This window comes from Intrasporangium sp. (assembly GCF_030452765.1).
Lineage (GTDB): Bacteria > Actinomycetota > Actinomycetes > Actinomycetales > Dermatophilaceae > Intrasporangium_A.
The window spans coordinates 1-11,265 of sequence record NZ_JAKDLO010000146.1 but is presented as its reverse complement, the minus strand read 5'-3'; the positions used below and the strand labels follow the sequence as shown (position 1 = coordinate 11,265).

The following is an 11,265-nucleotide window of genomic DNA, read 5'->3' as shown; positions in this document are numbered from 1 at the left end:
GTTACTGCACTGTCGATCACAACTACTGCACTGTCGATCAGGGTTACTGCACTGTCGATCGGGGTTACTGCGCTGTCGATCGGGATTGCTGCACTGTCGATCCCGGTGGTCAGACTGCGTCGCGACCGGTGCGAGGCACGCGCGTGCCGGCATTGCCGGTCACGTCACGCGTCGGGTCCGGCACCGGGTCGGTCAAGCCGGACAAGGCCTCGTCGAGCGCGGCATCGCCGATGTCGCCCAGGTCGTCGGCCGGACGGTGCACGGGCTTGGCCCGGGGGGAGAAGGCGAACTTCTCGTCCTTGCCCTCGCCCTCCGTGTCGACGAGCACGTGCTGGCCTGAGGTGAACTCGGCGTAGAGGATCTTCTCCGACAGGGCATCCTCGATCTCGCGCTGGATCGTGCGGCGCAACGGCCTCGCCCCGAGCACGGGGTCGTAGCCCTTCTTGGCGAGCAGGTCCTTGGCCGCCGGGGTGAGCTCGATGCCCATGTCCTTGTCGCGGAGCCGCTTGTCGAGCTTGGCGATCTCGAGGTCGACGATCTGGGTGATCTCGTCCCTGGTCAGGTGCGGGAACACGATGATGTCGTCGACCCGGTTGAGGAACTCCGGCCGGAAGTGCTGCTTCAGCTCGTCGGTGACCTTCGCCTTCATCCGCTCGTAGCCCGACCGGGAGTCCGGGCCGGCGGAGAAGCCCATCGACGCCTTGGAGATGTCGCGGGTGCCGAGGTTGGTCGTCATGATGATGACGGTGTTCTTGAAGTCGATCATCCGGCCCTGCGAGTCGGTCAGGCGACCGTCCTCGAGCACCTGCAGCAGCGAGTTGAAGATCTCCGGGTGAGCCTTCTCGACCTCGTCGAACAGCACGACCGAGAACGGCTTGCGACGGACCTTCTCGGTCAGCTGGCCGCCCTCCTCGTAGCCGACGTAGCCAGGCGGGCTGCCGAACAGCCGCGAGACGGTGTGCTTCTCGGAGTACTCGGACATGTCGAGCTGGATCAGCGCGTCCTCCGAGCCGAACAGGAACTCGGCGAGGGTCTTGGCCAGCTCGGTCTTGCCGACGCCGGTGGGGCCGGCGAAGATGAACGACCCACCCGGGCGGTGCGGGTCCTTCAGACCGGCACGGGTGCGCCGGATCGCCTGCGAGAGCGCGCCGACGGCCTCGTCCATGCCGACGATCCGCTTGTGCAGCTCGTCCTCCATGTGGAGCAACCGCGAGGACTCCTCCTCGGTCAGCTTGAAGACCGGGATCCCCGTGGACGCGGCGAGCACCTCGGCGATGAGCTCCTCGTCGACCTCGGCGACGACGTCCATGTCGCCGGTCTTCCACTGGGCCTCCCGGGCCGCCTTCTCGGCGCGCAGCTTCTTCTCCTCGTCGCGGATCCGGGCCGCGCGCTCGAAGTCCTGCCCGTCGATCGCCGACTCCTTGTCGCGCACGAGCTGGGCGATCCTCTCGTCGAACTCGCGCAGGTCCGGCGGCGCGGTCATCCGGCGGATGCGCAGACGCGCGCCGGCCTCGTCGATCAGGTCGATCGCCTTGTCCGGCAGGTAGCGGTCGTTGACATAGCGGTCGGCCATGTTGGCCGCCGCGACCAGCGCCCCGTCGGTGATCGTGACGCGGTGGTGCGCCTCGTAACGATCACGCAGACCCTTGAGGATCTCGATCGCGTGCGGCAGCGTCGGCTCCTGGACCTGGATCGGCTGGAACCGCCGCTCGAGCGCAGAGTCCTTCTCGATGTGCTTGCGGTACTCGTCGAGCGTCGTCGCCCCGATCGTCTGCAGCTCACCACGCGCGAGCATCGGCTTGAGGATCGACGCGGCGTCGATAGCGCCCTCCGCGGCGCCGGCACCGACGAGGGTGTGGATCTCGTCGATGAAGATGATGATGTCGCCGCGGGTGCGGATCTCCTTGAGGACCTTCTTCAGCCGCTCCTCGAAGTCACCGCGGTAGCGGCTTCCGGCGACGAGCGAGCCGAGGTCGAGGGTGTACAGCTGCTTGTCCTTCAGGGTCTCGGGCACCTCGCCCTTGACGATGTCCTGGGCCAGCCCCTCGACGACCGCGGTCTTGCCGACGCCTGGCTCACCGATCAGCACCGGGTTGTTCTTGGTGCGTCGGCTCAGCACCTGCATGACGCGCTCGATCTCTTTCTCGCGTCCGATGACCGGGTCGAGCTTGCCCTCACGGGCCGCCTGCGTCAGATTTCGGCCGAACTGGTCGAGCACGAGCGACCCCGCCGGGGTGCCCTCGCCCTGGGCCGCGCCGACTCCGGCACCGGCCTTCTCGCCCGTCTGGCCGCCTTGGTAGCCCGAGAGCAGCTGGATGACCTGCTGGCGCACCTTGTTCAGCTCGGCGCCGAGCTTGACGAGCACCTGGGCGGCAACGCCTTCACCCTCGCGGATGAGGCCGAGCAGGATGTGCTCGGTGCCGATGTAGCTGTGGCCGAGCTGCAGCGCCTCGCGCAGCGAGTACTCGAGCACCTTCTTCGCGCGGGGCGTGAAGGGAATGTGTCCGGTCGGGGCCTGCTGGCCCTGACCGATGATCTCCTGGACCTGGGCTCGGACCGCTTCGAGCGAGATGTCGAGCGACTCGAGGGCCTTCGCGGCGACGCCTTCGCCTTCGTGGATCAGACCCAGGAGGATGTGCTCGGTCCCGATGTAGTTGTGGTTGAGCAGGCGGGCTTCTTCCTGCGCCAACACGACCACCCTTCGGGCCCGGTCGGTGAACCGTTCAAACATGTTTCGCTCCTGCCTGATCGAGACACACTCGATGCTATCCGTGCCGCGCTGACACGGCCCACTTCCATCGAACGTGACCTCCACCCATCCTGTTCCCATGGAACGCGCCGGGCACGCCTCAGGTTCGTCGTTACGCCAACAGCGCAACGCGAGCTCGTCGACTCGCGTCGCGAACATGAACGTATGCTGACCCACGGGAGCTCACGGGCCTTGGCGGCCCTGCGCCCCCGTGACCCCCGAACTGGGTCCGCGCCCCCAGCGCCTTCCTCCGAAGCCAGCGCAGCGGCATAGGCGCTGGGTGTGGACCGGGCCGGCACCGGACTCGACCGACGAGCGGAAGTGGGCGAGGATCGGGGCATGCCGGCTCTCGACCACCTGAGCAAGCCAGAGTTCCCGCGGTCGGCCGCCTACGAGGCCAGGTGGCTCGTCGACCTCGACATGGGACCGCACCCGCTGTGGCTGCTCGAGGACCTGGCCGCGGACCTCGACCTGCGGCCCGGGATGCGGGTGCTCGACCTCGGCTCGGGGCTGGGCGCGACCTCGGTCTTCCTCGCCCGGGAGTACGGCGTGCGGGTCGTCGCGGCCGACCTGTGGGTGGATCCCACCGAGTCGGGCGAGGTGTTCCGCAAGGCCGGCGTCGACGATCTGGTCCTGCCGATGCGGGTCGATGCCCACAGCCTGCCCTTCGGGCGGCAGAGCTTCGACGTCATCGTCAGCATCGACGCCTGGGAGTACTTCGGGACGGGAGACCACTACCCGCCGTACGTCGCCGGGTTCCTGCGGCCCGGTGGCCAGCTCGGCATCGCGACACCCGCGCTCACGAGCGAGGTGCGTGAGCTCGGTGAGATCCCCGAGCACATCGACCGGGTCGTGGGCCCCGAGACGGCGGCGTGGCACACTGCCGGGTGGCTGCGCAGCCAGTGGGAGTTCGGGCGAGCCTTCCAGAAGGTGACGGCACGCACGCAGGCGGACGGGTGCGCGAACTGGCTGCTGTGGGAGCGGGCCGTGATGGAGCTGCACGGTCGGATGACATCTGCGACCCAGCAGATGCTCGAGGCCGACGGTGGTGCGTTCGTGACGTTCGCCCTGGTGACCGGGAGGGTCGCATGACCATCACCGAGACGGACCTCAGGCACCTGCGCCGGGCGGTCGAGCTCGCCCGCTTGGCGCTGCAGCGAGGGGACGAGCCGTTCGGGTCGGTGCTCGTCTCGGGGGCGGGGCGCGAGCTCTTCGAGGACCACAACCACGTCGTCGAGCTCGACGAGACCCAGCACCCGGAGCTGGCGATCGCCCGGTGGGCCGGGGCGCGCCTGCGCGCCGAGGAGCGTGCGGCAGCGACGGTGTACACGTCGGGGGAGCACTGCCCGATGTGCTCGGCGGCGCACGGCTGGGTCGGCCTCGGCCGGATCGTGTATGCCGTCAGCTCGGCCCAGCTCGGTGCGTGGCGGACCGCGTGGGGTTGCCCGGCCGGGCCCGTGGCCGCCCTGCCGATCCGGCAGGTCGTGCCCGGCGCGGTCGTCGAGGGGCCGGTGCCCGAGCTCGAGGCCGAGGTCAAGGGGCTGCACGAGGCCTTCGCCCGCGGGTGAGGCTCGCCGAGCCTCGAGAACCCAGCCCCGGCGGGAACCGCGGCCCATCCGTGGCGTGACGCCTCGAGAACCCAGCCTTGCAGAACAGAGATTCGTCAGTGCGACCCGCGCGGACGCACCAGGTCTGCCGTGATGTCGGCCAGCGTCCGGCAGCCGGTCAGCGCCATCGTCAGGTCGAGCTCGGCCCGCAGGTTGCGCAGCACCTCCGAGACACCCTCCTCGCCGGCCAGGGCGAGGCCGTACACATGGGGCCGGCCGATGCCCACCGCGCTCGCCCCGAGGGCCAGCGCGAGGAAGGCGTCAGCGCCGGTGCGCACCCCACTGTCGAACAGCACCGGCACCTGCGCGGCCCGGTCGCGGACGACACCGACGACGTCGACGAGCGCATCGAGCGCGGCGACCGACCGGTCGACCTGGCGCCCGCCGTGGTTGGACACGTAGATCGCGTCGACCCCCTCGTCGAGGGCTCGGCGGGCGTCGTCGGCGCGCAGGATCCCCTTGAGGACGACCGGCAGGTTGGTCAGCTCGCGCAGCCGGGGCAGATCGGCCCAGGACAGGTTGGGCCGAGAGAAGACGTCGAGGAAGGTCTCGACCGCGGCCCGTGGCTCCGGTGCCCGCAGGTTCTCCCGGGTCGGTCCGGGGTGGTTCCGGCTGATCGACAGCAGCGTGCCGAGAGCGCGCGGTGTCGGCCGCGGGGCGTCCCGCTCGGCGCCGCCGACGGGGATGTCGTGCCCCCTCGAGGGAGAGCTGGTGCTCGCTCGCCCCGAGACCTGCTGCCCGGTCGACCCGAACGGTGGTGCAGTGCCGGCAGCGCCGGGGCGCACCCGGTCCGCCACGAGCCGCTGGAAGACCGGGTCGGACGTGTACTGGGCGATGCCCTCGCCGCGCGCGAACGGCAGGTGCCCCAGGTCGAGGTCGCGCGGACGCCAGCCCAGGTACACCGTGTCGAGGGTGACGACGACAGCCTCGCTGCCGCACGCCTCGGCCCGGGAGACGAGGCTCGCCACGAGGTCGTCGTGACTGCTCCAGTAGAGCTGGAACCAGTGACCGGTCCCGGCGAGCTCGCCGCAGACCTCCTCCATGGGCACCGAGGCCTGGCTGCTCAGCATCATCGTGACGCCCTGGTCGCGGGCCCCACGGGCCACCGCGAGGTCGCCGTCCGGGTGCACCGCCGACAGCGCGCCGATCGGGGCGAGCAGGAACGGAGCCGGGTGGCGCCGGCCGAACAGGTCCACGCCCGCGTCGCGGTCGCTCGCGTCGACGAGGTGGTGCGGCAGGATCTCCCACCGGTCGAACGCGGTCCGGTTCTCCCGCGCCGCCGTCTCGGACCCGGCCGAGCCCGCGACATACGCGAAGGCGCGGCGTGACATCGACCGTTCGGCGGCGGCCTCGAGCCGGCCCCCGTCCGTCGGCACGCGCGGCCGGTGCCCGAGCGCCCCCGCTCGGTAGACCGCGGACTGCACGCCGCGCCCGAACCCGCTCAGCGACATACCGAACCCTCCCTCGTCAGGCCCACGTCACGGTCAGGACCTCGCGCCACCATGCCTGCTCCCGCCAGGTGTCGTCGGACCGGTTCCACAGGGTCAGGTAGGCCGCGACGGCCGGCCCGGTGAGCACATGGTCGGCCTCGACCGACCCGACCGACGCGGCATGCGTGGCAGACGTGTCCATCCGGCGCGTGACCGCCGGTGCATCGGGGGAGAAGCTCACGTGCCAGGCCACCCCCGACCCGTCAGGGTGGACGAGCAGCGTCGTCGGCTCCGGCGTGTGGACCGCCCGCCGTCCGCCCCGGGCGACGAAGCCGGCGAGGATCTCGTCGATCCCGTCGAGGGCGAGACCGCCGCGGATCCACGTCTCCTCGGAGGTCGGGGCCCTGCCCAGCCGGGCGGCGAGCGCGTCGACCGCATGGATGGTCGTCTCGTGGGCCTGCCGCCGCGCCCAGAAGATCTTGGCCGGGGGGGCGTCCGCGAGGAACACGAGCGCGTCGAGGTCGTCCGGGGCGTCGACGAGCGACTGGAGCAGCGCCGTGGCGCCGGTGTCGAACCAGGTGAGCAGATCGGCGCTCGCCCGGCCTTCGTCCTGGTGGGCAGCGGGGTCTGCCCCGGGTCCGGCGCGCAGCTGGTCCGACGCCCAGCGATGGACCATGCCGGCGTGGCTCACCAGGTCGCGCAGCGTCCAGCCCGGACAGGTCGGCACGGGGCCATCCAGGGGGGTGGCCGTGGCGTTGGCGCGCAGGACGGTCGCCGCCTGCCCGATCGCGTCGCCGTACGCGTCGAAGGTCAGGAGGTGGAAGCGCTCCGTCGCCATGCAGAGAGTCTGCCGCAGGTGGCCGGGCAGCCGTGCGGCGGCGGTAGATTTGGCCCCGTGCGACCATGTGCGGTCGCATCACCCCCAACGACGGAGGACACCGTGGACGCCAGCGACCTGCTCCGCAACTCGCTCCTGCAGCTCTCGAAATCCGACCTCGTCCGTGACGTCATCGAGAAGGCGCCCGTGTCACGTTCGGTCGTCCACCGGTTCGTCCCGGGCGCCTCCACCGATGACGCCGTCAGCGCGGCCGCTGCGCTCGAGGCCACCGGGCGGCGTACGACGGTCGACTACCTCGGCGAGGACACGCTCGACGCCGGGCAGGCGGCACACACGAAGGACGCCTACGTCTCGATCCTCACCGCTCTGCGCGAGCAGGGCCTGACCGAGGGGGGCCGGGCCGAGGTCTCGCTCAAGCTGAGCGCGCTCGGGCAGGCGCTGCCCGGCGACGGCAACAAGATCGCCTTGGAGCACGCCCGCGAGATCTGCACGCTCGCGCAGGAGGCGGGCACGACGGTGACCCTCGACATGGAGGACCACACGACGACCGACCGGACCCTCGATGCGCTGCGTGAGCTACGGGCGGACTTCCCCTTCGTCGGTGCGGTGCTGCAGGCCTACCTGTACCGGACCGAGGCCGACTGCCGAGACCTGGCGGTCGCCGGCTCCCGGGTGCGGCTGTGCAAGGGGGCCTATAAGGAGCCGGAGTCGGTGGCGTTCCAGGCCGGTGCCGACGTCGACAAGTCCTACGTCCGCTGCCTCAAGGTCCTCATGCAGGGCGGCGGCTACCCGATGGTCGCCAGCCACGACCCGCGCCTCGTCGAGATCGCCGGGGCGCTCGCCGCCCAGTGCGGCCGGGCACCAGGCTCCTACGAGTACCAGATGCTGTACGGGATCCGCCCGGAGGAGCAGAAGCGGATCGCCGACCGCGGTGACCGCATGCGCGTCTACATCCCCTACGGCGAGGAGTGGTACGGCTACCTCATGCGCCGGATGGCCGAGAAACCGGCCAACGTCGCCTTCTTCCTTCGCGGCGTCGCGACGAAGGGCTGAGCGTGGGCACGACGGCCATCTTCGGTGCCGGGGTGATGGGCGAGACGCTCCTGTCCGGACTGCTCCGGGCCGGACAGGACCCCGCTGACATCGTGATCACCGAACGCAACGCGCAGCGCGCGGAGGCGCTCGCCGAGAAGTACCGGGTGCGGGTCCTCGGCAACGTCGAGGCGGCCCAGCTCGCCGACACGCTCGTGCTCGTCGTCAAGCCGCAGGACATGATGGGGCTCGTCGAGCAGATCCGCGATCATGTCGTGACCGGCAACACCGTCGTGTCCATCGCGGCCGGCATCACCACCGAGCGGCTCGAGTCCATCCTGCCCGAGGGCTCCTCGGTCGTGCGGGTCATGCCGAACACCGCGGCCCGGGTCGACCAGGGCATGTCGGCCATCGCGGCGGGCCGGCACTGCACCGAGGAGCACCTTGCCGAGGCCGAGCGGCTGCTCTCCTCCTGTGGCAGGGTCCTGCGGCTCGAGGAGAGACACCTCGACGCCGTGACGGCCATCTCCGGCAGCGGGCCGGCCTACATCTTCTACGTGGTGGAGGCGATGATCGAGGCGGGTGTCGTGCTGGGCCTGCCCCGGGCCACGGCGACCGAGCTGGTCGTGCAGACCCTCTACGGCGCGGCGACGATGCTCCGCGAGACCGGCACCCACCCCACCGTCCTGCGCGAGGAGGTCTCCTCCCCTGGAGGCACGACGGTCGCCGCGCTGCGCCGGCTCGACGACCACAAGGTCCGGGCCGCTTTCGTCACCGCGATCGAGGCCGCAGCCGCCCGGTCCCGCCAGCTGGCCTCCGGCCAGGTCTGACCGGGAGCGGCGTTGGGAGTCGACCCGAGCGGCCCCGGCCGGCCGATCCACCTGCACCGCGTCCTGGCGCAGGACTGGGAGAGCCATCGGGACATCCGGCTCGAGATGCTCCAGAACGCGCCCGATGCCTTCTGGTTCAGCTACGCCGACGAGGCGGTCTTCGAGGAGGCGGACTGGCGAGGTCCGTTGGCCCCGGGCGGGGGTGTTCCTCACAGCGGTCGGCGCGCCTGAGGAGGTAGCGGCGCTCGATGGGGTTCGTCGTCGCGGCCGCCGCCGCCCGGTATTCCGCGGCCGCCTCGCCCAGCCGGTCGTCCTGCTCGAGCAGGTGCGCCCGGACTGAGGCGAGCCGATGGCCGCGGGCGAGGCGGGGGTACCCGGTCAGGTCCTCGAGGGCGGCCAGCCCGGCCCGAGGCCCGTGCACCATCGCAACCGCGACGGTGCGGTTGAGCGCCACGACCGGGTTGTCGATGACGCGCCCGAGCAGCGTGTAGAGGGCGAGGATCTGCCGCCAGTCCGTGTCCTCGGCACGGGCCGCCTCGTCGTGCAGGGCCGCGATCGCGGCCTGCAACCGGTACGTCCCGCCCGGTGGCCGGCGCAGCGCCGCCTCGAGCAGCGCCGCCCCGGCAGCGATGTCGTCTTGCGACCACCGGCTGCGGTCCTGCTCGGGGAGCGGGATCGGCGTCCCGTCCGGGTTCGTCCGGGCCGGTCGGCGCGCGTCGGTGAGCAGCATCAGGGCGAGCAGGCCGGCCACCTCACCGTGCTCGGGCAGCTCGCGATGGACGAGCCGGGCCAGCCGGATCGCCTCTCGCGCCAGATCCGGCCGGTCCAGGGCCGACCCGCTCGAGGCCGTGTAGCCCTCGTTGAAGATGAGGTAGAGCACCGCGAGCACGCCGTCGAGGCGCGCGGCCAGCTCAGCGGCATACATCCGCAGGGGGAGCCCGGACTCGGCGACGGTCCGCTTCGCGCGCGAGATCCGTTGCGCCATGGTCGATTCCGGGACCATGAACGCCCGTGCGATCTCCGCCGTCGTGAGCCCACCGACCGCGCGCAACGTCAGCGCGACCCGGGACGCCTCGGTCAGGGCGGGGTGGCAGCAGAGGAAGATCACGGCGAGGCTGTCGTCCTGGTCGAGCGGTGCGTCGGCCGGCGGCGCGAGCCAGCCACGCCCGACCGCCCGAGCCGCCACGGTCTCCTCGCGCCGTCGTCGGGCCCGCTCCGCGCGAAGCAGGTCGGTGAGTCGGCGTGAGGCCACGCGGATCAGCCAGGCCTTCGGATCGGACGGTTGCCCATCGCGGGGCCATTGCTGGGACGCGGCGAGCAGCGCCTCCTGGACCGCGTCCTCGGCGAGGTCGAAGTGGCCGTAGCGGCGCACGAGCGCACCGAGGACCCGCGGCGCGTGCTCGCGCAGCAGGTCCCCGAGGGGCCGGATCTCAGCCTCAGACGTCGTCGACCCCGCCGCCTTCGAGTGGTCGGACCTCGACGCGGCCGAACACGCCGGACATCTGCCCGGCGATCTCGAGCGCCCGCTCGTTGCCGCCGACGTCGACGATCCCGAAACTCATGAGGTGCTCCTTGGCCTCGGCGTACGGCCCGTCCGTGACGACGCTGCCGCCCTCGGAGGGCGTCACCCATTGGGTGTGCGTCGGGTCGGACAGGCCTGCGGCATAGACGAATTCACCGGTTGCGATGAGCTGATGTGCGAAGCCGTCGGCCGGGCCGAACTGCTCGTCCGGGTGGGCCTGGGCGTACTCCGCGCCCGCGTCCCAGTCGGCCTGGGTCCCGTAGCTGAGCATGATGTACTTCATCGTTCTCTCCTTCGTGCGGACGCCCCGGTCGGGCGTCTCACCTCGGACGTCGGAGCCGGCGGCTGGCCATCGACACCAACAGCGTGACGCATCGTCGGCGCCGGCAACAGACCGGACGCGTCCCGGACGACGTGGGCCAGGACCGCGGAGACCCAGAGCCACGTCACCGCCGCTCCGGTCAGCAGCCAACGGAAGTCGCCGGTGGTCCCCGCCGCGCCGGCAGCCGCGACGTCTGCGGCGAGAGTGGCGAGGCAGTAAGCGGCCCAGCCGGATTGCCCCCGCCGGTGGAACGCGCGCGCGAACACGAGGCAGGCGAGGTCGAGCGCGATCCCGCCGATCGTGGGAGCGACGGCATGCAGGACGGCGTGCCCGGTGGTCGTGGCGGGCGGCGCGATGCCGGGCGGGAAGCCGTCCGCGGGGTCGGTGGCGAAGACGCCGGCGCAGACGAGCGCGATGCCCTGACAGCCGATGAGCAGCGGCCCCCAGGTGCCGGCCGGCTGTCCGCGCAACCCGCGGCGGAGCCCGACGGCGCCGGCGAGGGTGAGCAGGCCTGCGACGAGGAAGTTCGTGGTCTGGACCCAGCCGTTCGGGCCGAGGCTGAGCAGGCTGAGCGGATGCGTGGCCGGGTCGAACCCGTCCCGCGCGGGGGCCTGGCTCAGGACCACGAGGAGGAAGAGTGGACCCGCGAGGATGCCGCAGGTGAGCAGGCGGCGCGTTCGATCGATCGAGGTAGACATGGTGACTCCTTCGAGGTGGTTCGGACGCTCAGGACGTCGGAGCCGGCCCCGGAGTCTCGACACCGAAACAGCTATGCCGTATGCCGCTGGGCTCCGTCAGCGGCGGGCGGCACCGAGCCGTCCTCGACCCAGCACTACGGTGACGCGGTCGTCCGGCCGCTCGACCGAGGGTGGGGCTGGGAGGGAGCCCGGCGGCATACGGCGAAGGCGCCCGCCACCACGCGGTGACCGGCGCAT

General features: G+C 71.5%; 10 protein-coding genes. 4 read left to right on the top strand and 6 right to left on the bottom strand.

Annotation, left to right across the window (positions count from 1 at the left end; genetic code table 11):
• Positions 1-109: 109 nt before the first annotated feature.
• Positions 110-2,731 carry an ATP-dependent Clp protease ATP-binding subunit gene (locus L0H79_RS16380; RefSeq protein ID WP_301485711.1) on the bottom strand — a complete coding sequence of 874 codons (2,622 nt, stop codon included), beginning with the start codon at positions 2,729-2,731 and terminating at the stop codon, positions 110-112.
• 357 nt (positions 2,732-3,088) lie between these two features.
• On the opposite strand from L0H79_RS16380, the gene L0H79_RS16375 reads away from it, so the two are divergent.
• Together L0H79_RS16375 and L0H79_RS16370 are read left to right on the top strand one after the other, a co-directional pair.
• Positions 3,089-3,841 (top strand): cyclopropane-fatty-acyl-phospholipid synthase family protein, encoded by a 753-nt coding sequence (locus L0H79_RS16375; protein WP_301485710.1) that lies wholly within the window; start codon positions 3,089-3,091, stop codon positions 3,839-3,841.
• Positions 3,838-4,317: a nucleoside deaminase gene (locus L0H79_RS16370; protein WP_301485709.1), complete on the top strand. Its 480-nt coding sequence runs from the start codon at positions 3,838-3,840 to the stop codon at positions 4,315-4,317. Before L0H79_RS16375 ends, L0H79_RS16370 begins: the two co-directional genes overlap by 4 nt.
• A gap of 95 nt (positions 4,318-4,412) precedes the next feature.
• Here the strand turns inward: L0H79_RS16370 and L0H79_RS16365 are convergent, their stop codons facing one another.
• Entirely contained in the window at positions 4,413-5,807 is a 1,395-nt protein-coding gene (locus L0H79_RS16365; RefSeq protein ID WP_301485708.1) for an alpha-hydroxy-acid oxidizing protein, read from the bottom strand.
• 16 nt (positions 5,808-5,823) lie between these two features.
• Positions 5,824-6,624, bottom strand: a complete 801-nt coding sequence (locus L0H79_RS16360) for a maleylpyruvate isomerase N-terminal domain-containing protein (RefSeq protein WP_301485707.1) — start codon at positions 6,622-6,624, stop codon at positions 5,824-5,826.
• 102 nt (positions 6,625-6,726) lie between these two features.
• Between L0H79_RS16360 and L0H79_RS16355 the strand changes: the two genes are divergently transcribed.
• Together L0H79_RS16355 and proC are read left to right on the top strand one after the other, a co-directional pair.
• On the top strand, positions 6,727-7,677 hold the full coding sequence (locus tag L0H79_RS16355) for a proline dehydrogenase family protein (RefSeq protein ID WP_301485706.1): 951 nt from the start codon (positions 6,727-6,729) through the stop codon (positions 7,675-7,677).
• 2 nt (positions 7,678-7,679) lie between these two features.
• Positions 7,680-8,486 (top strand): pyrroline-5-carboxylate reductase, encoded by an 807-nt coding sequence (gene proC, locus L0H79_RS16350; protein ID WP_301485704.1) that lies wholly within the window; start codon positions 7,680-7,682, stop codon positions 8,484-8,486.
• 136 nt (positions 8,487-8,622) lie between these two features.
• Here the strand turns inward: proC and L0H79_RS16345 are convergent, their stop codons facing one another.
• The 3 genes from L0H79_RS16345 to L0H79_RS16335 are packed head-to-tail and all read right to left on the bottom strand — an operon-like array spanning position 8,623 to position 11,028.
• The gene (locus L0H79_RS16345) at positions 8,623-9,894 is read right to left on the bottom strand and encodes an RNA polymerase sigma factor (RefSeq protein WP_367652482.1); all 1,272 of its coding nucleotides are present in this window, start codon (positions 9,892-9,894) and stop codon (positions 8,623-8,625) included.
• A 28-nt stretch (positions 9,895-9,922) separates the two neighbouring features.
• The gene (locus L0H79_RS16340; RefSeq protein WP_301485702.1) at positions 9,923-10,291 is read right to left on the bottom strand and encodes a YciI family protein; all 369 of its coding nucleotides are present in this window, start codon (positions 10,289-10,291) and stop codon (positions 9,923-9,925) included.
• Entirely contained in the window at positions 10,288-11,028 is a 741-nt protein-coding gene (locus L0H79_RS16335; RefSeq protein ID WP_301485701.1) for a DUF998 domain-containing protein, read from the bottom strand. Before L0H79_RS16335 ends, L0H79_RS16340 begins: the two co-directional genes overlap by 4 nt.
• Positions 11,029-11,265 lie beyond the last annotated feature (237 nt).

Bases quoted from the DNA above. Each gene is read 5' to 3' on its own strand.
- L0H79_RS16380 (WP_301485711.1), bottom strand. From the start codon at position 2,731: ATGTTTGAACGGTTCACCGACCGGGCCCGAAGGGTGGTCGTGTTGGCG.
- L0H79_RS16375 (WP_301485710.1), top strand. From the start codon at position 3,089: ATGCCGGCTCTCGACCACCTGAGCAAGCCAGAGTTCCCGCGGTCGGCC.
- L0H79_RS16370 (WP_301485709.1), top strand. From the start codon at position 3,838: ATGACCATCACCGAGACGGACCTCAGGCACCTGCGCCGGGCGGTCGAG.
- L0H79_RS16365 (WP_301485708.1), bottom strand. From the start codon at position 5,807: ATGTCGCTGAGCGGGTTCGGGCGCGGCGTGCAGTCCGCGGTCTACCGA.
- L0H79_RS16360 (WP_301485707.1), bottom strand. From the start codon at position 6,624: ATGGCGACGGAGCGCTTCCACCTCCTGACCTTCGACGCGTACGGCGAC.
- L0H79_RS16340 (WP_301485702.1), bottom strand. From the start codon at position 10,291: ATGAAGTACATCATGCTCAGCTACGGGACCCAGGCCGACTGGGACGCG.
- L0H79_RS16335 (WP_301485701.1), bottom strand. From the start codon at position 11,028: ATGTCTACCTCGATCGATCGAACGCGCCGCCTGCTCACCTGCGGCATC.